This window comes from Litchfieldia sinesaloumensis (assembly GCF_900156865.1).
Classification (GTDB): Bacteria; Bacillota; Bacilli; order Bacillales; family Bacillaceae_L; genus Ferdinandcohnia; species Ferdinandcohnia sinesaloumensis.
This window is the reverse complement of record NZ_LT732529.1, coordinates 203,289-226,470: the sequence shown is the minus strand read 5'-3', so window position 1 is coordinate 226,470 and position 23,182 is coordinate 203,289. Positions and strand designations below refer to the sequence as shown.

The window sequence follows — 23,182 nt, the reverse complement described above, 5'->3', positions numbered from 1 at the left end:
TTATGCTATCTCCTAATGAAAGAGTCTATATAATTTATATTTTTTTTACAATAATCGACATTTATCAAGAGTAAATGATAGCAGATATTAGGGGGAAGAGAAATCATTTTTTTGTTTAATGAATCAATTTCATAATTGCCTATTTTAAAAATGATTAAAGTATCCCTAAGAGAAATTTGGGATTTTTAAAAATTTAACACTACGAACTTTGTTGTTGATTTCCGCTCCAGGCGGACGCTTTCCGCGGGCGGTCCGTGAGCCTCCTCGTCGCTTCACTCCTGCGGGGTCTCACCTGGACACGCTTTTCCCGCAGGAGTCGCCGCCTTCTGCTCCAATCAACAAAGTTAAAATATTTATAGTTTTCTCATCGCCATTAGTTTAGGCAGCTTGCCGTTGATTTAACATTGCATTCATACGATCTGCTGCCAATTTTGAAGCATTATAAACCAATGTCACCAAATCAAAGTGAACTTTAGCACGTTTTCCAGTTCGATAACGAACATTGTTAAGTTGAAAGTACTCCTTCAGATAAGCATTTACACGTTCTACTGCGGTTCGGCGCTTAAATATTGTTTTCCAAGTTTTCGAACCTCGGGCTGGTGCAGTGTACTTTCTAAGATCAGTGGTAATCTTTACTTTATATACTTTTTGACATATTCCCTGATCGGCTAACGGACAATCCTTACATTCTTTTGGACGCGTGTATTTTAGGGTCTCGTATTTTGCGTCATAACTCTCGTAACGATAGGAATGTTCCCTAAAACAAGTTGGGGCAAAGTGTTTATCAAAACCGATCGGTTCGGGTTCATTGCGTTTATTATAAGCAATGACGGATTGTAATCCCAATCGATGAACTTGTTCATAAATTGGTTCGTAATCATACCCAGCATCCATCGTTGTATAACGAAGGGTCTTTAAAGAAACATTTTCTTGAATTCCTTTTAACAAAGGAATGGCTGCTTTTCCATCATTTAAATTTCCAGAAGAAAAGAGAGATTGAAGGATATATTGACTTTTTGTGCCAACTAACAAATGTGCTTTATAACCATACCAAAAAACGTTCTTTCCTTCGCTGTTTTTCTTCACACCCCATTGTGGATCCTGGGGCATTTGAGAACGAAGTTCAGACAAAGAAACGTCCAACTGTTCTTCAATTTTCTTTTCATAAAGAGGAAGATTTACTTCACGTTCAGCTTGTTCAACCAGCCATTTTTCACGTTCTTCCTTTGATTTGCGACCACGCTTCTTAGGTTCAGATGTTGTTTTTTCCTTTTTTGGAGGAGCCTGATCCTTCGCTTCAAAATGAGAGGCATCAAGGGCTGCAGTATCATCGTTGATAAACCCTTCTGTAATGACTTGATTTAGAATCGTATTCTTAGCCCCTTCAAGAACTTCAGATTCACTGAGGATCGTTACAATTCTTGAATAAGCTGCCTCAGAAGGGACTATATCAGAAACCAAAAAGCCCCAGTCTAGTCGGAAAATCATATCGTTTCTTAATCGCTTTACCAAGTCTTTAATGAACGGAATTCGTTCCGATATGCGTGCAACTAATGAGTAAATCATTGCCGCATAATTAAGCTCCACAGGTCTACCAAAACGTGATTTCTTCGTTACCACAGCGAAGATGGGATCAATGTCAATAGTAGAAAAAATAGCCTCAAAACGTTGGGTAGGTTCTAAGTCGTATAATTCTTGTATGTCAAACAGGCTTCCTTGTCGTATAATAGTCATAGGGAGTCTTCCTCCAGTCTCATAAGTTTGTAGTGGTACTTACTTATTTCGACATCTGGGGAGGTACTCCTTTTTTTAGTGTCTGAAAGCCTTGAGCCCGTTGGGCTCAGATTTATGAAATTGATTCTAATGTAAAGAAAAAAAACTAGACAAAACAAAACTGTTTTATCTAGCCTAGTTATTTAATCATTTTCGTTATCATTTTTATCTTTCTTATGATGATGCTTTGGAATGTAGCCATGTTCTTTTATTTTTTCGTAATGCTCATCTAGCCAGTTTAGTTTTTTATCAGCTTTTTCTTTCGTGAGCACGCCATATTCAACGTACTTGTTAATAATTTCTTTTTTTGTTTCAAGAAGTTCGAGATAAAGCTTATCTAACTCTTGCTTTTGTTTATCAGATAGTTCTACATTTGGCTTTTCTGTGTCTTTTCCCATTTCTGCGGAAGCTTGAATACCCCCTACAAAAAAGATACTTAGTAATAAAGCAAAAACAGACAATGTGATTCTTTTCATCTTCATACATCCTTTCTGAGTTATGTATCTTTTTGTAGTATCCATATTTAACCAAGGATTATACACATTTTATTAAAACAAAAGACAGCCTTGAAGGCTGCCTTTGTTAAGATGCTTCCTGTTTTTCTTTTATAGACTGTGCTTTCGTTTTCTTTGTCTTTATTCCAATAAAGATTACAGCAATTACCACAAGCAACTCAAATGTATATTTAATCCATTCATTTTCAAAGAAGCCCTTTAGAAACGGTTCTTCAACAATCATTTTTGTTGCTGTCCAAGCTAGAATAGCTGCACCTATTGTAACAATAACTGGAAAACGATCAATCAATTTGATGAATAGCGTACTTCCCCATATCATAATAGGGACTGAAATAATTAACCCTAGAACAACTAAGAGAAAACTACCGTGAGCAGCACCCGCTACTGCAAGTACGTTATCTAGTCCCATTAAGGCGTCCGCTATAACGATTGTCCTAATTGCCGAGATGAAGGATCCTTTCGCTTCAATTTCATGATTCTTATCATCGACAAGGAGCTTGTACGCAATCCACACTAGGAGGATTCCCCCTATTAGACGCAATCCCGGCAATTCGAGTAGCCATACAACTAACAGTGTTGCTACAATTCGAATAAGAATTGCCCCAACGGTTCCCCAGATAATGGCCTTTTTCTGCTGTTCTTTAGGTAAATTTCTTGCGGCTAAACCGATTACTATCGCATTATCGCCTGCTAAGACGAGATCAATTACTATAATCGAAAGTAGAGCTGAAAAAAACTCTCCTGAGAACAATTCCATAAGTAATTCACCTCGAGATTATTTTACCCAAAATCATATTTATCTTTATATAAAATGTTCATTAAATATTGGCATCTAAATTGGAAATTTATATTATAAACGATACAACCAACCATCTTTATAACATATAATATAAGCAGGTTGTTAGTAGAAAAGGGGCGTTTTAAATGAAGAAGCTGATTCCATTTGGATACTTTGCTTCAATTGTCTTGGTCTTATCGGGTGTTCTATACTTTTTCGCTGCAAATTGGCCAGAGTTTTCTCGGTTTGAAAAACTAATTCTAGCCGTAGCTGCAATGTTGTTATTTTATTTTTTATCTATAGTATCCACAAAAATCCTGTCCCACCAGCTATTTTTAGGGAAGTGGCTATTGGTGGCAGGTGCAATTTCCTTTGGTTTGTGTGTAGCATTAATAGGCCAAATATATAATTCGCACGCAGATAGTTATGTTCTATTTGTTGTTTGGCTGATTCCTGCTTTATTACTCTCAATCAGCACGCGCTATGGACCTTTCTCGATACTAAGCTTTATCCTATTTCATCTTGCCTATTGGTTCTATATGAACCCCTCATCCTATAACATCATTCGCACAGACTTTCAAGAGTGGCTCATATATCTCGTCATTGCTGTTATTAATTTAATCCTATTTATTTTTACATTTTCAACTTCTTTTCAAAATAAAGCCGTTCGTTATATGTCATATATAATGACACATATTATGCTAATTACTATGAGTATTTTTGAATTGTATGAACCCTATAGTGGCTGGACCAATCTCTTATATCTTGGATATGCTGCTATCTCTTATTTTTATCTTGTGACGAAGAAAATTGACAAATATATATCGATTATTTTATTTACGATGGTTAGTATTTACATGTGCACAAAGATTATTGAAATCCCATTCTTATTTGGAGATGCAATCGGATTTCTTGGTTTACAAATTTTAGGTTCAATCTTTTCCATCGCCCTAATTGTCGGTGGAGTTATTCTAGCCAGACATTTATCATCTAAACATTCAGAAACCCAAATCGGGCAAACAATTAAAGGTACATTAATTGTAATAGTTACCCTAATTGGATCATTCATGTTTTCAATAAGCTTTGGTGGAGTTCTCTTTCTGCTTTTTTCTAGCTCTTACTCAACTGTAGTCCTTAGTACTATCTTTATTGGTGTTGGTTTGTTTGTAAAAAAACTGGGGCCTTATGTCAGAAATACATTACTATTTATCGGTTTTTTTTCCGGTTTACTCGAAGCATTTTTTCTTTCAACACCAATCACCATTTTCTATCTAGTCATATCAATCGTTGTTATCATAGCAATAAAAGATGGTATCATTCGTTTTCTTAGTTATTCAACATTCATCGGCTGTTCATTATACCTATTACTTGATGAATTTCAACTTTGGGAACAGCTAGAAATGGTGTTGATTGGGTATGCATTTGTAAATGCGTTAGTTTATTACTTTACTCGTTCGGAGTCCCTTTTGGATCGTATAAGTTTGTTTTACGCTTTACTCTTTTTCTATGTACTCACCTTTGTCGACCATCAACTTTGGCAAGAAATTATATATAGTCTTCTGTTTTTTATTATCACAACTTCCCTTGTACTTTACTTTTCAAGAAAGGAAAAGATATTTTTCTTTCGTATGACCTTGTTGTACTGGATTGCACTACTTGTTTCAACCTATTATGACCTAGTTTGGTCACTTGTACACAAATCACTTTCTCTTCTGATTATTGGTCTTATCTTCTTTGGTATCACACAATATTACGAACGCAAATCAGAAGTCAAGGAGTTAGAAAACGAAAAACTTTTTTCAAAAAGGCAATGGAGGCTAATTGGAATCATTCTCCTTTTACAGTTAACGTTTGTCGGTTATCAAATCATTAGCAATGAGTCATTATTGAAAAATGGAACAGAAATCACACTTGAGTTAGCTCCTGTTGACCCCCGTTCCATGCTCCAAGGAGATTATGTTATTTTACGGTACGAGATTGCTGAAGTTAATGAACTAAATAATGTTCATTCTGAAAACAGAGTGTATATCCTCGCAAAAAAAGATGAGGACGGTGTCTATCAACGAGAAGAAATACTGACATCGATTGAACCAACCCAGTACAAACTTGCCGAGGATGAAGTTCTAATTGCCGGTAAGTATAATGGCTACAATGCTATAATCTTGGGCATAGAAAGTTTTTTCGTAAAAGAAGGAACGGGGTTAGACCTTCAACGAGATGCAAAATACGCCAAAGTTAAAGTGGCCAAAAACGGAAATTCATTACTCGAATCAATCTATTAGGGAGGCTATATTGCCTCCTCTTTTTTATGCAAAATTTCAATAAAATGCTAAATCAAATACGCCTTGACGTATTTGCGCCCGATTTTTTCGAGCTTGCGCGAAAATTACCTTTAAAAAATCGTGGCATCCGCCGGAGGCTATAACTTTATTCAACAGAAGTTTTTTCTGTTGAATAAAGTTAATCATGATATAATTTACTCGTACGCCAAAGCAAAGGGAGAATCGAGAAATGTTACATAACTTATATGATGCTTTAGATAAAAAGTATGCTGAAATGGTAGAGATGCGTCGTTATTTACACCAACATCCTGAAGTTTCATTTAAAGAGTATAAAACAGCCGAATATATCGCAAATTTCTATGAAAATTTAGGGGTCGAGGTGCGTAGAAACGTCGGTGGCAATGGAATCGTTGCAAAAATCTCTGGGACTAAACCAGGTCCAACTGTAGCACTACGTGCCGACTTTGATGCCCTGCCCATCCAGGATGAAAAAGATGTTCCTTATAAGTCAACAAACCCAGGTGTCATGCACGCATGTGGACATGATGGACATACAGCAACCTTACTTGTTTTAGCTAAGACCTTACATGAGATGAAGGAACAGCTTACAGGAACTGTTGTCCTTATTCACCAGCATGCCGAAGAGTTCGCACCCGGTGGGGCAATTTCTATGATTGAAGATGGTTGTTTAGAAGGTGTTGACGTTATCTTTGGTACCCATTTATGGTCAACCATTCCTACAGGAACGATTGACTATCGTGTTGGCCCTGTCATGGCTGCTGCAGACCGATTTGAAATTAAGATTCAAGGTTTAGGTGGACATGGAGCACATCCACATACAACAAAGGATGCAATAGTTATCGGGTCACAACTTGTTACGAATTTACAGCAAATTGTGAGTAGACGTGTAGACCCTATCGAATCTGCTGTAGTGACTGTTGGCTCATTTGTTGCAGAAAATCCGTTTAATGTAATTGCTGACACAGCCAGTCTACAAGGTACAGTTAGAACGTTTAGTGAAGAGGTTCGAACTCAAATAGAAGGTGAAATTGAACGAATCGTAAAGGGTACATGCATGGCGGCTGACTCCTCCTATACCTATGCATTTCACCGAGGCTATCCAGCGGTTGTGAATCATGAAGAACAAACAAATTTCCTTGTAGAAGTTGCTAAAAGTGTACCTGGTGTCCATCACGTTCAAGAAACTGCACCGCAAATGGGTGGAGAGGATTTTGCTTATTATTTACAGCATGTTCCAGGAACCTTTTTCTTTACAGGTGCAATGCCAGTTGATAAGACAAAAGCCTATCCACATCATCATCCCAAATTTGATATTGATGAAAAAGCAATGCTCATTGCTGCTAAAACATTAGGTGCGGCTACCTTAAACTACTTATCAATTGAAAAACAAGAGAAAGCAACTGTTTAAAAGGAAAAAGCAAGAATGCATGGTTAGGCATTCTTGCTTTTTAGATTTATTTTAAGATTCGGATACGATAACAGTTCTTAGCAACCTCACCTAAATGATCAAGTAAATTATAATTTGCGTAAGCCCCTACAACCGCCCCAACTCCTGGTAGAATTTGAAGCATTTTAATGAAATCTATATAGTCACGGTACTCCTGTTGAAACACACGCCAATCCACTTCAACCAGCTTATGCTTCTCTTCTTCCCAGTTCTCAATTATTTCAAAAGTTCTCTTTTTATGTTCATCACTCGAAAATGCCAATTGAAAAACATACAATATGAAGAGTCGCTCTTCATAATTTTTTGTATCAAATCCATGAATTGCCGCAACCTCAAACAAGAACTTCATTTTTATCGATAGTAACAATGGAAAATCAGCAAGTGCTAGAAGAAATCCTCCTGCACCCGTTCCCGCTCCTTCTGCTGCTGCAGTACGTCTATAGATTGTTAACTTGTCATCAATTAACTTTTCTTTCGCTTGTAATGTCAACTTATTTGGATAGTTACCCTTGGTTGTGAATTCTGAACCTACTAATGTTGCCTGAATCATTTTTTTAATACTTTCTGTTATTACCGTGTGAGCCTTCTCAGGTATCATAGCATTTACCTTTGTTTGAGCCTTTTTTGATACCCGCTGAAGCATATTCGATTTCTTTATTAACCTTTTACGCCATTGAAATAATTCTTCTTCCACCATTAACATATATGAATCGTTCATGCACCTCTACCCTTCTATATGTTTAGTACGTATACGAATAAATAGATGCAAAGGTTTCAAATGAATGATTATCCATACAAACGATCAAGCTTTCGAATTTTTCCTTTTGTATAACTAAATACAAACAGATAGACAAAAACAAGTCCGGCCACTAATAAAATGAGTGTTGTTGCGATTTCTGTAGTTAATAAGACTGTAACTGTAAAAATAATTGATTGAACAACGAGTAATTGGAATAAGAATTTCAAATACGACGCTTGCTTGGATGCTTCATTAACAGGATACAATTGAACCCAAATTTTTAAGCTATGGTGCCTCCATAGCGTGATAAGCTGGTAGCCAGTCAGATATAAGAATAGTATCATTACAAACGCTTTTCCGTAGTGAAACGGGATGAAGTAAATGATTAACCCACCAATTATGGTTAACCTTACATACAATCCTAGGTAGTCACTCGTACGTAAAAAGGTTCGTGTGTATAGGTACCGAAATGTATTTTCCTTTGAATACACAATGAAACCAGTAACCCAGTTGAGCCATTGTCTTTTTTTCACTTGTTCCTTTAACTTTGGCACATCTGTGAATAAGTTTGCCAGACGATAAAAAGTTAACATCCTTTTTGACTCTAACTCAATTAAGGTATTCCACTTTATCCCCTTATTCTCTACAGCCCTTTGAAAATAAAGGAGTAGTACAAGCTTGATAACGACTACACATCCGATAAAAAGAATTGATGCACCAGAAAACAATAGGTACATAAGCACGAGATTTAATATAAATCGAATGACTAAATCACTGTAGTATGTAGAATTCTCTGTATAATATTGAGTAAACCAAGTTAACAGCAGATTCCATGCCTTGCTAAACAGAACAATCACAAAAATTGATACTAACGATGTATGGCTTTTATCTGTAACAGCGAGATATAAAGGTGCTGCAATTGCAAAAACGATTAACAATAGATAAATCTGCGAAAAAAAACTGTACCAGAATGCCTTTTGAAAATAAGGTGTTAGTTTTTTTTCGATAGGTAATAAAAACACTAGATCGGGTTCTTTCAACAAGGTCTGCACACGACTTCCAGTTAAAACCCCCCCTAATATTAGTGCTATAAGGATGGCATACGGAAAATCTTTCGGGACATCCTGTAACCAATAATTATAGTAATACGCTCCCCCTCCTCCTAAAAACAGAAGAGCAATCAATAAATGGTCGTTTAACATATACCGTAAGTAACGGCTTATTTCTTTAAAATGTTGGGTTTGACGCTTTCTCCATAATTCCTTGATATCAATCATTCTTCTTCTTCCTTTGTTAGGCTGATATAAATATCATCAAGGGTTGCGTTCTCCATATTAAATTGTGTACGGAGATCGTTTAAAGTTCCGGAAGCCTTTACCTTCCCATTATGTAAAATAATAAAGGAATCACAATATCTCTCCGCCGTTGCCAAAATATGAGTTGACATTAAAATGCCAGCTCCTTGATTTTTCATGTTGTTCATCATCTCTAGAAGTGATTGAATGCCTAAAGGATCTAAACCAACAAACGGCTCGTCAATAATGTATAGGGATGGCTCAACTAGAAAAGCACACATAATCATTACCTTTTGCTTCATTCCCTTAGAAAAGTTAGAAGGAAAGAACTTCACTTTCTTTTCCATTCTAAACTCTTTAAGTAATGGTTGTACTCTTTCCTCAAATACTTCTTTGTCTAAACCATATGCCATGGCAGTTAATTCTAAATGCTCGTATAAAGTTAACTCATCATACAAAATCGGGGTTTCTGGAATAAAACTAAACATCGAACGGTAAGACTCCATGTCCTCTTGTATTGTTTTTCCGTTAATATGAATAGACCCCTTCTTTGGATCCATCAGCCCAATTATATGCTTAATCGTTGTACTTTTTCCTGCACCGTTTAACCCAATTAAACCGACTATCTCATTTTGTTTGACTTGGAAGGAAACATCCTTAAGAACTGGATTCTGTGTGTAACCACCGGTTAGATTTTTTATCTCTAATAGTGCCATGTATAGCTCCCTTCTTAACACCCTACTATTTCTTTTTATCATATCAAAATTTTCCTTTTTTACATAGCTAAAAACTTTGCATAAATTGATTTGAAACGGCCATACTAATTTTTGAAGAGGGCGAGAAAAAGCCTTGGATGTTCATCATCTACCTGGAATGAGGTGTTTGTTAAAGACAATATCCTTATTTTAGACGACAGCTTTTAAAACTGTTATAAGGGGATGGTAACATTGGGAAATGTGAGAGAAATACCGGTTCGTAACAAATTACCACTAACAAAATAAAACTATTTTGTAAATGAGGTGTTTGTTAAAGACTATCTAGTCGAATTATAAGTTGTGATAACTTATAAAACAATGACAAGGGGATGGTCCGCTTGAACTATGGAATTGACTCACTCCATTAGATAAAGACTTTCATTCCTAAAAAAATGAGGTGTTTATCAAAGATACCGTAAACCTATAACAAAAATGCCCTTCTTCAAGAACAGGATGCATCCTTTGCGATTGCATCCTGTTTCTTCTTTATGATAAACATATTGGCATGAAAATTTTTACATCTTTTAAAGATGTGCTAAGATAATATATAAATAGTGTTGAAAGGAATGGACTTAAATGAGTGATTGTATTTTTTGTAAGATCATAAATGGAGAAATTCCAAGTGCAAAAGTATTTGAAAATGAACATGTATATGCATTCCTAGATATCAGCCAAGTTTCAAAAGGACATACTCTCGTTATCCCAAAAGTACATAAAGAAAACGTATTTGAACTATCACCAGAAATTGCTAAGAATATCTTTGAATCTGTTCCATCCATAGCAAATGCAATTAAACAGGAATTTAACCCTATCGGGATGAATCTATTGCAAAATAACGGTGAACAGGCAGGACAATCTGTCTTTCACTTCCACTTACACCTCATACCACGCTACGGTAAAGGTGATGGGTTTGGTATTGTATGGAAGTCACATGAAAACCAATACTCAGGCGAAGATTTACAAAATATCGCTTCAAGTATTTCTAAAGCAATTCAAAGCTAATTTTGTAAGGCAGGACTTCATGTCTTGCTTTTTTTATTTCGTTCTTTTTCGTTTTTTTCGAAAAATTTCACTCTTAATTTTTTCGAAAACATGATAAGATAACTTTATTCAACTAAAGCAATATGAAAATGCGTCAAGCGCGACCATAATTGGCTTAACTTCGAGCCGGTAGCGCCTGAAGCATGTCACAAAAATATAGGAGGAGTCAACCATGCAACGAGCTTATAATTTTAATGCCGGTCCTTCTGCTCTCCCGCAGGAAGTGCTGAACCGTGCACAAGCTGAATTACTCAATTTTAAAGGATCTGGCATGTCAGTAATGGAATTGAGTCATCGCAGCAAAGAATACGACCAAGTTCATCAACAAGCCATTTCTGATTTACGCACCCTAATGCGTATTCCCGATGACTACCATGTTTTATTTTTACAAGGTGGTGCGAGTCTTCAATTTTCAATGATTCCAATGAATTTCTTAACACCAGATAAAACAGGTGACTACATATTAACGGGCTCTTGGTCTCAAAAGGCACTCGATGAAGCAAAAAGGCTAGGAGATACCAATGTAATTGCCACCAGTAAAGAAGAAAAATACAATTTCATTCCAGAAATTAGGGATAACGAGCATTCTACCAACTCAGCATATGTTCATATTACATCAAACAATACAATATATGGTACTCAATGGGAAAAATACCCGAGCTACACAAATGTCCCATTAATTGCCGATATGTCGAGTGACATTTTAAGTAGGGAGATAAATGTAGAACAATTCGGCATGATTTATGCGGGGGCTCAGAAAAATCTAGGTCCTTCTGGAGTTACAGTTGCTATCATTAAAGATTCTCTTTTGAAGGAAGGGAATAGCAATCTACCAACTATGTTAGATTATACTACACATATTCAGTCAAATTCTTTATATAACACACCACCTACTTTTTCAATTTACATGCTTTCACTCGTTCTTGAGTGGGTAAAAGAACAAGGTGGCGTACCGGCTATCGAGGCAAAGAATACTGAGAAAGCGGCACTTCTATACAATACAATCGATGAATCTAATGGTTTTTATAAAGCACATGCAAAAAAAGGGAGCCGTTCTATTATGAACATATCCTATACTCTTCCAAGTGAAGAACTTACCAAAAAGTTTTTAGCGCAGGCTAAAGAAAAGGGATTTGTCGGGTTAAATGGACATCGCTCTATTGGAGGCTGCCGTGCATCCATCTACAATGCCGTTCCTTATGAGTCAGTTGAAGCACTTACTTCATTTATGAAAACCTTTAAATCAGAAAATTAAAAACTTTAATTTAACGTACTAGTCTGATATACTTATAGATAAGATTTTCGCAATAGGCAATTAGTGCACTATTGGAGAATCCCAAAAATATATAGCTTAGAAAAGCTGAGGAGAGATGAGAAATGAATACAAAGATTTTAGTACTATTATCATTATTAATTGGAATGGGTGCTGTTCTGCACGCCGTAATGCCCCCGATTTATCTCGGAATGAAACCTGACTTATTGTTAGTCATGATGTTTTTAGGAATTATCCTTTTTCCTGAAAAGAAATATGTATTGCTTGTTGCACTTGTCGCTGGTGTGATTTCTGCATTGACAACTAGTTTCCCAGGTGGTCAAATTGCGAGTCCATTCGATAAAGTAATCTCAGCATTCGTATTTTATGGTATTTTCATTGCTGCAAGAAAGTATACCAAGTCAATAGTAATGATATGTGCAGTTACTGCTATAGGAATTTTAGCTTCTGGAATTGTATTCTTAAGTATTGCACTAATCGTTGCTGGTCTTCCAGGAACATTCATCGGATTGTTCTTAAGTGTTGTCCTGCCAACAACTGTAATGGGTACAATTGCAATGGCTATTATCCAACCAATTGCTCAACAAATTATTAGACGTACAAACTTCACAGTCAGTGCATAATCTTAGGGGTGTCCGGCATATTGTCGGGCACTTTTTTTTTGTTCACTTATTAAAAAGTAGGTTGTTAAATCGGTAGAAACAAGATAAGTCGATAATGATAGAGTCGAAATAACATCGATAGAATCCAATTACCCACAATAGATATCCCATTCCAATCCAAAATCTATGAAAATGAGTGATATCTACTCTAATCCCAACATATAGTAGAAGTAAAAAGTAGGACAAGGAGTGGATTAGATGTTATCAGTACCTTGGTTTGTATATGTAGCATTATTTGGGGTACTTCTTAGTGCATATATGGTGATTCGGACATCCAGAGAGGAAAAGCAAATTGAAGACTCCTATATTGAGCAAGAAGGCAATGTGTACATTGAAAGAATGAACGAAGAGAGAGAAAGACGATCCAAACAAATCAATAAACCAGAAGTAATGTGATAACAAGAAAGCACCTTGAGCTAGACAAAGATAAAAAGGGACCGTTTGTTTAAACGGTCCTTCTTCGTGGTTATTATTCTGCTGAAGGAGCTTCAAATAGATCTTTAAAATCTTTGTCCTTCACTTTAACATCTGCATTTTTAACTGCATTATCTAAAGCTTTTTGAAGAGTAGCGCCCGTTTGATCAGATTGTAGTAACGCCTTACGGATTTCATCCTTTTTCTCTTGTTCCATGTCTTCAAAGCCTTCAGTCGTTTCTGTAACTAATATGATGTGATAGCCGAATTGTGATTCAACAATCTCACTAGTCTCACCTTTTCCAAGTGAAAACGCTGCTTCTTCAAACTCTGGAACCATACGGCCTTTACCAAACCAACCTAGATCTCCACCATTTTGAGCCGAACCATCATCCGAGAATTCTTTTGCTACATCCTCAAATTTTTCACCGCTGTCAAGTTTAGCCTTAGCTTCATCTATTTTCTTTTTTGCTGCTGCTTTTTGCTCTTCAGTTGGTTCTTCACTTGGATTGTCTGAGAATTTAGCTAAGATATGGCTAGCTTTTACAATTTCGCCTTCTTTTACTTCAACTTCATCAAGAGCTGCTTTTTCTTTTAGCATGTCTGATTTAAGTAGTTCACGAACAAAATCTTCTCCATTTTGCTCTACAACTGCATCAAATTGAGCTCCTAATGCAGCTTGCATTTCATCATATTTTGCATCCAATTCTTTATCAGTTACTTCATATTTATCAGATAATACTTTTGTATAAACTAAATCCTTAAGGATTACAGCACCCGCTTGGTCCTTCATTGCATTATATAGTTCTTCTTTTGTTACATTTCCTGCTTTAGTTTCGACAAGAACCGCTGAATCATCGGCATTGTTACACGCACTTAAACCTAAAATACCTACAGCCGCTGTCAGGGCAATAATTGATTTCTTCATTCTACACACTCCTACTTATGTACATTTTTTATCTACGTTTTTGTCCAATGCTACAGAAATTACTATAACATACTTTTAAAAGAGAAAGAAAACATTTTCGCAAGATTCTTCAAAAAATGGGACATTCGCACAGTCATGGAGAATATTGCTGAATAGGATATAGTGAACTTGATAATAAGGCATCAGCCTTTACAGGTTCAACTCTAATTGTGAAAAAGATTTTAAAAGGCGAGACACTCGCCTACTCGTTCACAAATGATTTCGCATAAAATACCGTACAAAGATAAATGGAGGTGTTATTATGAGTCACGGATACGCTGGTGGATTCGCGCTAATCGTCGTGTTATTCATCCTATTAATCATCGTTGGTGCTGCTTGGTTCTAAGATCAACACTGCGATAGCAGAAGTGTAAACAAACACAACAAAAAAAGGATGGCCGGGAAAAGGCCATCCTTTTTTCATGTAAATAATATCTCCACATAAGAGGAAATAAGTAAAATGGTAATTAAAATATTTATTGTTCGATATACTTTTGGCTGGCGGTCATCAGGAATTTCTTTTTGCTCACAGAGCCGGTAAGTCATTTGATTAATGTAAAACAATATAAAAGCAGCAAATGGAATATAAAATAAGATCACTCCTAAATCCCCCCATCTAAAAATCAAAATAAGTGACACTAACGTTTGCTTCATATAACTAAAAAACATTTTATTTTTGAATTAAAATATCATACCCATCCTCTATTTCTTCAACAGTACACGATTTAGGTGCCTTGATAAACTGTCCTATATAGATTAATTCAGGGACACATAATCCAAAATTTATGGCTGCAATAATCGAAAAATAATGTATATATCCCGGAAATAAGACACATCCACCAATCATTAGGCCTGTTATAAATAAGAAAGGGGTACCCATTACTAAAATAATAAACGGTTTAGAAAGCGCATTTTTAGAACGAGTAGATACGATTGGAATAATGCCATACACCCATTTAAATGTTAGCTTTAATTTCTTTCCCGTTATCCAGAATGGTAGAATATGCAAGAGTGCATGAACTGGATATATCAAGAATAAGCTGAATAAAAAAAATAAGGACCCGTCTTCTTTTGGTTCAATTGAAGAATACATTAGAATCATTGGTAAATAAAAAAGAATAAATGTAATTAACATTGAAATCATGGATATCATGATAATTCGATGGAATCCATAATCCTTTGAAAGATTAATGGTTTTCCAACAAGTCATACTCAATCACCATCCGCAATCATAAGAAGTAATAATTAGACAATCCGAATAAAGTCTGCTATTCGACTCTAAACTTACTAAATTACTTTACTTTGTTTCTAACAAAATTGCAATAGGTATCCAAAAGAACGATAAAATCCCTGTTTCTTCGACTTTTTTCGTGGTTTTTGGACATAATAACAAGAAGTAGAGGTTTTGTACGGCCTCGTGATTGATTTAACGGTTTGGAGTGTAGAACATGGAGTCCATAGAAGATCGTTTAGAGCGGCTTGAGTATTATCAATCAATAATCTTACCTTTATTAGGAGATAAGCTATCCCCCTTTTACCAATTAATTATGGATGCCCAATTAACAAAAAAAGAAGTTGATGACTTATTAAGGATATGTGAAGAATTGAGCATTGAATATAAAAAACAAAAAGCGGAGGGATTCGTTGGTTTCGCACCGCTTTTGACTCAATTTGTCGGGATGCTTCATCCCCGTTTACATCCTGAAACAACAATCGATGTGTTGGCAAAAGAAAGAAAATATACCCCTTTAATGAACGAGTTTAAAGGGATAATTGATAAAATCAACTTATAATGTACTTTTACAATTCTATTTTTTCCTCAACTCGTTTATAAAGCTTACCATCAACCTCGATAAAATCATCTTCCAAATTACGGAATGACTTTTCAAAAATTTCCATATAGTCATCCCCGTAGATATTCCGGACGATACTCATTACCTCCACGATTTCTGGAAACTTTCCATAAAGCTTCTTAAGTGGCACAGCCCCTTCTAACACTGCATTTTTACTAGGATTATAGCCTTCTAGAATTTTCAAAAAGATCTCTTCACCTTTTGGAGTCAACTCGATATACGTGTTACGCTTATCATTTTCTTTTTTCGAAAATTGTAGAAGTCCACGTTCCTCTAACTTTTTAGAAAAGTTAAATGCAGTCGAAACATGCATAACTCCAAATTTAGCAATTTCTGAAATTGAAGCACCTTTCAAATGATACGCTATCCAAATAATATGATGTTCGTTAATATTTAGGTCATAAGGCTTAATCCATTGTTGCCAGTCCTTTTCAATAGACTTCCATAATGCCTTACTAAGTTGTGCCATTCTTTGACTAAAAAGGAGCGCTTCTTTGATGGAGCCTATTTTTTCTTCATGTTTCATAGATTCACCCACTTTTCTAATTTCTTCTCTATCTACTATTATGCCAATAAAATAAAAATTAATAAAGATGTAAATTTACAAAATTTTAAATTAACTAAAGGAATTTTGTTATTACTCAGTTATAACCGCCTTTTCTAATTTTTCTAAGGCACTTTCAATTTCTAAAAGTTCTTTTTGTATATTTTTTTGATTCCCCTCAATTTCTTTTTTCCAATGGTTAATGGAATCCTTAATATCACTTGAAACTTCCGAAAGTGTTGAGACTGCATGACTAGCCGACTTAGATATTTGCTCAGTTAATGCTTTACCTTCGTATACAACTTGTGTAAGGGAATTAGTGATCTGTGATTGATTCTTTTTCAAACTCCTCCTAAATTCCCTGCCTGAAGTAGGCGTACTTAATAGAATAGATACACCACCAATCACACTTCCAATTAACACACCATAAAGTAGAGATTTAGTTGACTTCATCGTATTCACTCCAAGATTGAAATTTAAAGTGTTATTTACAGAATTCTACAAAAACTGAATAAATCCTTTTTTTAGTTAGAGTTCCTTCAATAACTCATTCTGCTGAATATACCAACGCTCAATTAGGGTATTACGGACTAACACGAAAGTGATCTGTTTTCGTTCTTTCCCTTGATTTTCTCGAAAAATCTCAGCTTCAATGGGGATTTCGATGGTTAGGAGTCCCTTGAAATCACTTAACGGCAAATAGGACATATTGGTTACTGAAAAAATACTAATTTGATTCAAGTTCTGAAATAGCTTTTTGTTATTTATATTCGGAACAATCGTCTGATTAATTATTTTTCGGTCATTTTGGTTAATGCCTGTTGAAAAAATTTCGACGAGATGATAGGGGTCAGCATTATTTATATATTCCTCAAGCTTTCCTCCCGCTTTTAATAACATAAGTTTATGAGCCAGATCTGGCTCTTTTGAACGATGTGTCGTACTACCTAAGAAATGAACACAAAAATGTCCAGGAAATCCATTTTGTAATGAGCCTGCTCCATGTGGCATTCCGTGCATCGACGCGGCAATCATTTGATCATCATGTTTTACGATAATTGCTCTACGCTTCCAGCTCCATTTCCCACCGTAAATCTTCTTCATAATTTTTGTGTCATCAACCGTGAGTGGTTGAACATCTGCATGCCTGCTTCCAGCTCTTCTTTGGACTCGAAACTGTAGTCCTGTTTCAACATCAATAATTGTAAAGAAGGATTTTCTCGGAAGAATCTCGTTTACGATATCCCATGGAACCATCTCAACTTTAAAACTAAATGGACTGTCCTGTTCGTCATATTCAGTTGTGGCTGTGACATTTGTTTGAGTAGAAGAGAGAAAAAGATAAAATAGAAGTAATATTTTTGCCATAAGATTTGTACCTCTGTTTTTTCTTCATAGCTTTCCATTAAAAGGTAGGTTCTATGAAAAAAACTCGACTCTTTTTAAAAAATCGAGTCGAGTTTTTTTCTTTTTATTTATGAAAGGTTGGTTTATAGAAGCTTCGATTATCTAATGCAAAGACACGTTCTGAGAATTCTCCTGGTTTTACACGTTCTAAGGCACGATCTAACATATTCATCTTAGCATCAAGATTGTCAATATAATGGAGAATCTCCGCTTCCTTAATCATCGGGGGCTTGGGGCTTCCCCATTCAGCCTTGCCATGATGACTTAAAATAATATGCTGCAATACGGTAACTTCTTCTCCTTCAATCCCAAGCTCAGTTGCAGCTTGGCCAATTTCATTAACCATGATGGAAATATGCCCCAATAAATTACCTTCTATTGTATATGTTGTAGAAATTGGTCCTGACAGCTCAGTCACTTTACCCAAGTCATGGAGAATAATACCGGCATATAGTAAGTCTGTATCTAGACTAGGATACAGGGTTGAGATTGCCTTAGCTAAATCAAGCATTGAGACAACATGATAAGCCAAGCCTGACACAAATTCATGGTGATTCTTCGTTGCAGCTGGATATTCATAAAAAGCAGATTGGTGTTTTTTTAGTAAATGTCTCGTAATTCGTTGGATATTAGAGTTCTTCATTTCAAAAATATACTGTGTAATTTTTGAAGCCATTTCATCCTGTGGCACCGGTGCAACTTCAAGAAAATCTGCAATCGTCACTCCGTCTAAATCTGTTGCAGGTCGGATATTTCGGATTTTTAGTTGACTTTTACCACGGTAGCTATTGATTTCCCCCGCAAGTCTTACAATTTGTTGAGCAGCATAGCTAGCTTCATCTTCGGGTGACGCATCCCAAAGCTTGGCTTCTATTTCCCCGCTTTTATCCTGAAAAATTAACGTTAAGAACGGCTTACCATTACTAGCAACCCCTTTAGTTGCTGATTTAATTAATAAATACACATCTACTTGCTGACCAACTTCGTAATGAACAATACCCTTGATCATGTATTCTCCCCCTGTTATTCTGTCTTCCTCTATCTATATTAATTATGAATTCTACTATTTATATAAAAATTATAGCATACTTTTAAGTTTTTCCTTGGTATCTTCATTACTTAAAAAAATGGGTTTAGCATCACCAAATCCTTCCAATACATGCTGATGACAGGTGAATAAAAGAACTTGGTTATCTCTTGAAAGTTCTTTTATTAACGAAATGGCACTTGCTAAACGGAATGAGTCAAAATTAACAAAACTATCGTCGATAATAAACGGAAAGGATTGATTTGGATGCATGGTATTAGCAAGTGAAAATCTTAAAGCAATATATAATTGCTCAGACGTTGCCTGGCTAAGTTCATTCGGTCGATAACGCAGCCCTTTTTCATCCTCAACAATAAATCCATCTGCTTCATTATCTAAATAGATATTCTTGTACCTATCCTCTGTCAAAATCGAAAAATAACGTTCTGCCTTTTCGATTACCTTTGGAAGTCGAAGTTTTCGATATTGTTCAACTGTTTTAGATAGTATGTCTTTTGCAACAGCGAGTGTCGCCCAAGATTTTGCATAGTCCTTAACCAAGGATTTACTTGCTCCATACGAATGGAGGAAATCTGCATAGGTACCTCCCTCTTCAAGTTCTTTAAGTCGGTGGTTGATGGATGATAGTTGACCTTGTAATGCTTTTTCAGATGCATAGAGTTGATCAATTTCAGTTGAAAATTCCTCAATTAGTTGTTGGTAATTTATTTCGACATTACATTTCTTCACTAATTCTCCGAATCGAATAAACTGTGCATCAAGTAAATCCATCCGTTCCTTGATTTCCTTTGCTGCTTGATTTGCCTGTCCTTTTACACGATAGGCTTCTTCACCTGGAACCTCTGCGATTTCCCATAGTTTACGATATTCCTTCTTCAGATGAACAATTTCCAGAGATAGCTTTGAGATTTGGTCTTCCGTATCTTTAACTTTTTCTTCAATTTGTAAAAAATGTTCATATTTCTTTTTTTCTTCTTGCAAACGGAGGCCAATTTGGTCAATATGGATGTCATCCTGGTCTTCATATCCTACTTCTTTGGCAATGGAAGTGATTTTTGCTTGGAAGTCAGAAAGTTCATGTTGAAGAACTGAACCTACATCTTTAAGCTTTTGTTTACTAAAGGCTTTTTCCCTGATTGCTTCAAGAATTTGAAAGGCATCCAGTAACCGTTCGTTAGAGATTTGTAATGGAAGGCCATAAGTTTTTTTGATATTTGTCGCTTTTTCATCTATCGAAAAACCAGTAATTTCCCACTCTTCAAATTCCTTAAGTACTTTATCATACGCTCGTTCATTTTGTTGCAGAGTGGCAGTTTCTATCTCAATCTGTTGCCTCACATGCTGATCACGAATAAGTATCTTAACTATTTCTCCGTCATCCTTTATATTGCTTTGGGTTAACTCCTCTTGTATCGAATGGAGTTCTTTCAGTAGTCTTTCCCTATCATCATGAAGCTCTTGAATATAGGATGAAGACATCTTAGAAGTTACTATCTTGGAAATCGGAAGCATACTAAGAGCCACGATTGTGATAATTACACCGGTAAGCCATTCTTGAGACAGATAAAAATAAATGGATACAATAACTAATGCAACACTAACTCCGTAAAACAAGCGAGTAAGCTTGGATTTATTATCTGACTCTTTCGTTGAAACTCGATGTATTTTTTGATCGATTCTTTTTAGTTCTTCCTCAATTAATACCTTATCTTTCACTAGACTATCTTGAACTAAATGCTGATTTTTCATTTTTTCGTAATGCTTACGTTCTTTCTCTGACAGAACTTGTTGGTGTAACGTCTTCAGCTTTTGCTCACTAGTTTCTAAGGCTTCCTTCGCCTGGGAAAAACTATCATCTAAGTAATGCTTCTGCTGTTTATGTCTAGTTGCTTCAGTAACAAGCTCTGAAAATTCATCCTTAGTAGCAATACTCAGTGGCAATACGAAAATGTCTTTTTCTGACAAAGAAAAACCTATTTGATCCCTCAGTCGTTTTAGTTCATCGTCTACCTGTTGTATTTCTCTTGTTAAGGCTTGATATCTTGTTTGTTTTTCATTAAATAAACTCTTATTTTCAACTAATTCAGTAATTTGCTGTTCAAGCTCTAGATATTTTGTCGATAAATCGATAGCCTGTTTTTGCTTATTCCATTTTAGAGACTGCTCATGTAAAGAAGCTAATTGTGCCTCATATGGCTTTATTTGTGCATGTAGTTGTTCTAGTCGATTTAGTCCATCCTCTGGAAATGGTTCAAAAACTGGTAGTGTTTTCAAACGATTTGATAAGGTTTGATATTCCTCTAATAAAGGTTGAATTGTTTGCAACTTCTCCGAATCATTAATGTTATTCTTTATGTAATGTTTTCTAGAATCCAGGTATAATAGTTCATTTTCAATTCGTTTCTTTTCCTCTAGCAATTCCTCGTATTCGTTGTTTTTTTCCTGCCACTTCGCAACTTTTGTATGTTCCTCCTTAAGCCGTAATAGTTCCACATTAAGGGGAGGGTTCTTTCCTTTAGGCTTATAGAGACCGTCCATCTCTTTTGATAGTTTCGTTTGCAATTCGAGCAAAGCATCTGTTCCAACCGTTCCAGCAGAAAATAATAAACCTCCTAAATCTTCACTCTTTAAGTTATGTACACCTTGAAGCCCCTGTGTATTAAAGGAATATACATTCTGATAGAGACTTTTATCCATTCCTAGGAAGAGTTCCGAGATAAATTCTTCCCCTTTTACCGTTCCATCTGGAAAATAAATAGAAACATCACCTGTGGCTTTTCCGGGCAGTCTTTCGATTACAATTGTGCCATATTCATTCGTTTGGAGGATAAGCTTCCCACCATATTTTGTCCCCGTTTTTGGTATATAGCGTTGATCATTCTGTTGTTTCATAGGAAATCCAAATAAGATACTATGAATAAAAGACATAAGTGTTGATTTTCCCGCTTCATTTTGTCCAAAAAAGAGTTGAAGATTAGGAGACAGGTTACCTAATTCTAAATTTTCGAGTTTTCCATAGCCATAGACCTGAATACCAATAATTTTCATCCCGTCACCTCCTATTTGAATAATAAAGTTCGCGAAGAATCAGATTTTCCGCATCACGAAGAATCTCCTGTAACTCTTCTCCTGTAAATGTATCTACATATCTCCGGAAGCTTTGATGGTTTCGGAGAGACCGTATTGCCTGTTCAAAATCCTGATAGGTCTCGATGTTCTTCAACAAGTCACTCATAAAGTGAGAGTCTTGCTTTAACTTCTCACGTCCAATGTCGATTTGTAGATTTTGTTTAATGGCGACAATATAAATAAAATTTTCTCCTACTAAATCATCGTTTAGGAGTGATAATAGGTCTTCTTTTATTACATTTTCCTGGAGTTGTTCGTGAAGGATGCCTAATCCTGTATACTCAATTGTTACAAACAAGCCCTGCTTTTCCTTGCGAAGGTACTCGAGATGAGATAGTGACATATCTACTAACTCATCAAAACTAGTAAGATTCGTGATATCGATAATGGTATCTTCCCAAATAAGATCTGATGTTGGAAAAAATGTATAATCTATCCCAACTTTCGATAAATTTACTAGATAACCACCCTTTTCACCTGTCTCCTTTTTGTGACGTCCCTGAATATTCCCAGGATAAATAATAAGTGGATCCTCAGAAAGAATCTCACTTTTGTGAATATGGCCAAGAGCCCAATAGTCGAAACCTTTTGCCTGTAATTCGGATAGTAAGAATGGAGCATAGCGGCTATGAGCACTTTCTCCCTCTTTACTTCCATGTAGTATACCAATATGAAACGGTGCATTTTCTACCTTTACATAGGATTCAGTCTTATTTTCAAGTACAGCCCTTTTCGTATAGCTAAAGCCGTATATATTCGCAATATGTAGTCCATCTTTCTTATAAGGAAGTACCTCAACATCTTCATTTAGAAATACATGGACATTGCTTGGCCATTCGAAATGTGGCCAATTTCCACCAAGGTGGTCATGATTACCGTGAGTGACAAACGCTTCAATATTATGTTCTTGAAGACGTTCCATTTCCCGGCGAAATCTTGATTGTGCACGTAAACTCCGGTCTTCTCCATCGAAGATATCACCTGCGATGATTATAAAATCAACCTTTTGCTCAATTGCAATAGTGACTAGTCTAGTAAAGGAGGTAAAAGTACTTTCTTGTACACGTTTAAAAATGTTCGATGGTAAATTTGCCAATCCTGAAAAAGGACTGTCCAAATGTAAATCCGCGATATGTAAAAAAGTTATCGAATCCATCACACAACTCCTTATCCTTAGTCTCATTTACATTATTTTAACACCTTTAAAATACGAATGCACGTTCTTGTTTGTGAACTTTT

General features: G+C 35.9%; 23 protein-coding genes. 8 read left to right on the top strand and 15 right to left on the bottom strand.

The window, feature by feature from the left end; all coding sequences use genetic code 11:
• Positions 1-378: 378 nt before the first annotated feature.
• From CZ490_RS01145 to CZ490_RS01135, 3 genes are all read right to left on the bottom strand, one after another.
• Positions 379-1,734, bottom strand: coding sequence for a transposase (locus CZ490_RS01145; protein WP_077617154.1), 1,356 nt, complete (start codon positions 1,732-1,734; stop codon positions 379-381).
• 182 nt (positions 1,735-1,916) lie between these two features.
• A complete protein-coding gene (locus CZ490_RS01140) occupies positions 1,917-2,249 on the bottom strand; it encodes a YckD family protein (protein WP_159439885.1) in 333 nt (110 codons plus the stop codon).
• A gap of 106 nt (positions 2,250-2,355) precedes the next feature.
• Complete coding sequence (locus CZ490_RS01135; RefSeq protein WP_077617152.1) at positions 2,356-3,045, bottom strand: TerC family protein; 690 nt, start codon at positions 3,043-3,045, stop codon at positions 2,356-2,358.
• A 167-nt stretch (positions 3,046-3,212) separates the two neighbouring features.
• Between CZ490_RS01135 and CZ490_RS01130 the strand changes: the two genes are divergently transcribed.
• Both CZ490_RS01130 and CZ490_RS01125 read left to right on the top strand, forming a co-directional pair.
• Positions 3,213-5,348 carry a GDYXXLXY domain-containing protein gene (locus CZ490_RS01130; RefSeq protein ID WP_077617151.1) on the top strand — a complete coding sequence of 712 codons (2,136 nt, stop codon included), beginning with the start codon at positions 3,213-3,215 and terminating at the stop codon, positions 5,346-5,348.
• Positions 5,349-5,577: 229 nt separating this feature from the next.
• Positions 5,578-6,777, top strand: a complete 1,200-nt coding sequence (locus tag CZ490_RS01125; protein ID WP_077617150.1) for a M20 family metallopeptidase — start codon at positions 5,578-5,580, stop codon at positions 6,775-6,777.
• A 46-nt stretch (positions 6,778-6,823) separates the two neighbouring features.
• On the opposite strand, the gene CZ490_RS01120 is transcribed toward CZ490_RS01125, so the two are convergent.
• The 3 genes from CZ490_RS01120 to CZ490_RS01110 all read right to left on the bottom strand — a co-directional run bounded on the left by CZ490_RS01120 (position 6,824) and on the right by CZ490_RS01110 (position 9,566).
• On the bottom strand, positions 6,824-7,534 hold the full coding sequence (locus tag CZ490_RS01120) for an EcsC family protein (RefSeq protein ID WP_077617149.1): 711 nt from the start codon (positions 7,532-7,534) through the stop codon (positions 6,824-6,826).
• Positions 7,535-7,602: 68 nt separating this feature from the next.
• Positions 7,603-8,832 (bottom strand): ABC transporter permease, encoded by a 1,230-nt coding sequence (locus tag CZ490_RS01115; protein WP_077617148.1) that lies wholly within the window; start codon positions 8,830-8,832, stop codon positions 7,603-7,605.
• A complete protein-coding gene (locus CZ490_RS01110) occupies positions 8,829-9,566 on the bottom strand; it encodes an ABC transporter ATP-binding protein (RefSeq protein WP_077617147.1) in 738 nt (245 codons plus the stop codon). The genes CZ490_RS01115 and CZ490_RS01110 overlap by 4 nt, the downstream gene beginning before the upstream one ends.
• A gap of 615 nt (positions 9,567-10,181) precedes the next feature.
• Between CZ490_RS01110 and CZ490_RS01105 the strand changes: the two genes are divergently transcribed.
• The 4 genes from CZ490_RS01105 to CZ490_RS01090 all read left to right on the top strand — a co-directional run bounded on the left by CZ490_RS01105 (position 10,182) and on the right by CZ490_RS01090 (position 12,977).
• On the top strand, positions 10,182-10,607 hold the full coding sequence (locus tag CZ490_RS01105; RefSeq protein ID WP_077617146.1) for an HIT family protein: 426 nt from the start codon (positions 10,182-10,184) through the stop codon (positions 10,605-10,607).
• Between the two features lie 211 nt (positions 10,608-10,818).
• Positions 10,819-11,901, top strand: coding sequence for a 3-phosphoserine/phosphohydroxythreonine transaminase (gene serC / locus CZ490_RS01100; protein WP_077617145.1), 1,083 nt, complete (start codon positions 10,819-10,821; stop codon positions 11,899-11,901).
• A gap of 122 nt (positions 11,902-12,023) precedes the next feature.
• Positions 12,024-12,542: a tryptophan transporter gene (locus CZ490_RS01095; protein ID WP_077617144.1), complete on the top strand. Its 519-nt coding sequence runs from the start codon at positions 12,024-12,026 to the stop codon at positions 12,540-12,542.
• Positions 12,543-12,779: 237 nt separating this feature from the next.
• A complete protein-coding gene (locus tag CZ490_RS01090; protein WP_077617143.1) occupies positions 12,780-12,977 on the top strand; it encodes a sporulation YhaL family protein in 198 nt (65 codons plus the stop codon).
• A gap of 73 nt (positions 12,978-13,050) precedes the next feature.
• On the opposite strand, the gene CZ490_RS01085 is transcribed toward CZ490_RS01090, so the two are convergent.
• On the bottom strand, positions 13,051-13,923 hold the full coding sequence (locus CZ490_RS01085; RefSeq protein ID WP_077617142.1) for a peptidylprolyl isomerase: 873 nt from the start codon (positions 13,921-13,923) through the stop codon (positions 13,051-13,053).
• 301 nt (positions 13,924-14,224) lie between these two features.
• Between CZ490_RS01085 and CZ490_RS01080 the strand changes: the two genes are divergently transcribed.
• On the top strand, positions 14,225-14,308 hold the full coding sequence (locus tag CZ490_RS01080) for a YjcZ family sporulation protein (RefSeq protein ID WP_121447089.1): 84 nt from the start codon (positions 14,225-14,227) through the stop codon (positions 14,306-14,308).
• Between the two features lie 74 nt (positions 14,309-14,382).
• Here the strand turns inward: CZ490_RS01080 and CZ490_RS01075 are convergent, their stop codons facing one another.
• Entirely contained in the window at positions 14,383-14,562 is a 180-nt protein-coding gene (locus CZ490_RS01075) for a hypothetical protein (protein ID WP_077620895.1), read from the bottom strand.
• A gap of 70 nt (positions 14,563-14,632) precedes the next feature.
• A complete protein-coding gene (locus CZ490_RS01070; RefSeq protein WP_077617140.1) occupies positions 14,633-15,172 on the bottom strand; it encodes a DUF3267 domain-containing protein in 540 nt (179 codons plus the stop codon).
• A 238-nt stretch (positions 15,173-15,410) separates the two neighbouring features.
• On the opposite strand from CZ490_RS01070, the gene CZ490_RS01065 reads away from it, so the two are divergent.
• Positions 15,411-15,755, top strand: coding sequence for a DUF1878 family protein (locus tag CZ490_RS01065; RefSeq protein WP_077617139.1), 345 nt, complete (start codon positions 15,411-15,413; stop codon positions 15,753-15,755).
• Positions 15,756-15,762: 7 nt separating this feature from the next.
• Here the strand turns inward: CZ490_RS01065 and CZ490_RS01060 are convergent, their stop codons facing one another.
• The 6 genes from CZ490_RS01060 to CZ490_RS01035 all read right to left on the bottom strand — a co-directional run bounded on the left by CZ490_RS01060 (position 15,763) and on the right by CZ490_RS01035 (position 23,099).
• Positions 15,763-16,341: an HTH-type transcriptional regulator Hpr gene (locus CZ490_RS01060; RefSeq protein ID WP_077617138.1), complete on the bottom strand. Its 579-nt coding sequence runs from the start codon at positions 16,339-16,341 to the stop codon at positions 15,763-15,765.
• 111 nt (positions 16,342-16,452) lie between these two features.
• Complete coding sequence (locus tag CZ490_RS01055; RefSeq protein ID WP_077617137.1) at positions 16,453-16,812, bottom strand: YtxH domain-containing protein; 360 nt, start codon at positions 16,810-16,812, stop codon at positions 16,453-16,455.
• 75 nt (positions 16,813-16,887) lie between these two features.
• Positions 16,888-17,727: a hypothetical protein gene (locus CZ490_RS01050; RefSeq protein ID WP_077617136.1), complete on the bottom strand. Its 840-nt coding sequence runs from the start codon at positions 17,725-17,727 to the stop codon at positions 16,888-16,890.
• A 103-nt stretch (positions 17,728-17,830) separates the two neighbouring features.
• The gene (gene yhaM / locus CZ490_RS01045; protein ID WP_077617135.1) at positions 17,831-18,775 is read right to left on the bottom strand and encodes a 3'-5' exoribonuclease YhaM; all 945 of its coding nucleotides are present in this window, start codon (positions 18,773-18,775) and stop codon (positions 17,831-17,833) included.
• A gap of 69 nt (positions 18,776-18,844) precedes the next feature.
• On the bottom strand, positions 18,845-21,862 hold the full coding sequence (locus tag CZ490_RS01040) for an ATP-binding protein (RefSeq protein ID WP_077617134.1): 3,018 nt from the start codon (positions 21,860-21,862) through the stop codon (positions 18,845-18,847).
• Between the two features lie 4 nt (positions 21,863-21,866).
• Entirely contained in the window at positions 21,867-23,099 is a 1,233-nt protein-coding gene (locus tag CZ490_RS01035) for a metallophosphoesterase family protein (RefSeq protein ID WP_077617133.1), read from the bottom strand.
• Positions 23,100-23,182: the final 83 nt, after the last annotated feature.

Bases quoted from the DNA above. Each gene is read 5' to 3' on its own strand.
- CZ490_RS01145 (WP_077617154.1), bottom strand. From the start codon at position 1,734: ATGACTATTATACGACAAGGAAGCCTGTTTGACATACAAGAATTATAC.
- CZ490_RS01140 (WP_159439885.1), bottom strand. From the start codon at position 2,249: ATGAAAAGAATCACATTGTCTGTTTTTGCTTTATTACTAAGTATCTTT.
- CZ490_RS01135 (WP_077617152.1), bottom strand. From the start codon at position 3,045: ATGGAATTGTTCTCAGGAGAGTTTTTTTCAGCTCTACTTTCGATTATA.
- CZ490_RS01130 (WP_077617151.1), top strand. From the start codon at position 3,213: ATGAAGAAGCTGATTCCATTTGGATACTTTGCTTCAATTGTCTTGGTC.
- CZ490_RS01125 (WP_077617150.1), top strand. From the start codon at position 5,578: ATGTTACATAACTTATATGATGCTTTAGATAAAAAGTATGCTGAAATG.
- CZ490_RS01120 (WP_077617149.1), bottom strand. From the start codon at position 7,534: ATGAACGATTCATATATGTTAATGGTGGAAGAAGAATTATTTCAATGG.
- CZ490_RS01115 (WP_077617148.1), bottom strand. From the start codon at position 8,832: ATGATTGATATCAAGGAATTATGGAGAAAGCGTCAAACCCAACATTTT.
- CZ490_RS01110 (WP_077617147.1), bottom strand. From the start codon at position 9,566: ATGGCACTATTAGAGATAAAAAATCTAACCGGTGGTTACACACAGAAT.
- CZ490_RS01105 (WP_077617146.1), top strand. From the start codon at position 10,182: ATGAGTGATTGTATTTTTTGTAAGATCATAAATGGAGAAATTCCAAGT.
- serC (WP_077617145.1), top strand. From the start codon at position 10,819: ATGCAACGAGCTTATAATTTTAATGCCGGTCCTTCTGCTCTCCCGCAG.
- CZ490_RS01095 (WP_077617144.1), top strand. From the start codon at position 12,024: ATGAATACAAAGATTTTAGTACTATTATCATTATTAATTGGAATGGGT.
- CZ490_RS01090 (WP_077617143.1), top strand. From the start codon at position 12,780: ATGTTATCAGTACCTTGGTTTGTATATGTAGCATTATTTGGGGTACTT.
- CZ490_RS01085 (WP_077617142.1), bottom strand. From the start codon at position 13,923: ATGAAGAAATCAATTATTGCCCTGACAGCGGCTGTAGGTATTTTAGGT.
- CZ490_RS01080 (WP_121447089.1), top strand. From the start codon at position 14,225: ATGAGTCACGGATACGCTGGTGGATTCGCGCTAATCGTCGTGTTATTC.
- CZ490_RS01070 (WP_077617140.1), bottom strand. From the start codon at position 15,172: ATGACTTGTTGGAAAACCATTAATCTTTCAAAGGATTATGGATTCCAT.
- CZ490_RS01065 (WP_077617139.1), top strand. From the start codon at position 15,411: ATGGAGTCCATAGAAGATCGTTTAGAGCGGCTTGAGTATTATCAATCA.
- CZ490_RS01060 (WP_077617138.1), bottom strand. From the start codon at position 16,341: ATGAAACATGAAGAAAAAATAGGCTCCATCAAAGAAGCGCTCCTTTTT.
- CZ490_RS01055 (WP_077617137.1), bottom strand. From the start codon at position 16,812: ATGAAGTCAACTAAATCTCTACTTTATGGTGTGTTAATTGGAAGTGTG.
- CZ490_RS01050 (WP_077617136.1), bottom strand. From the start codon at position 17,727: ATGGCAAAAATATTACTTCTATTTTATCTTTTTCTCTCTTCTACTCAA.
- yhaM (WP_077617135.1), bottom strand. From the start codon at position 18,775: ATGATCAAGGGTATTGTTCATTACGAAGTTGGTCAGCAAGTAGATGTG.
- CZ490_RS01040 (WP_077617134.1), bottom strand. From the start codon at position 21,862: ATGAAAATTATTGGTATTCAGGTCTATGGCTATGGAAAACTCGAAAAT.
- CZ490_RS01035 (WP_077617133.1), bottom strand. From the start codon at position 23,099: ATGGATTCGATAACTTTTTTACATATCGCGGATTTACATTTGGACAGT.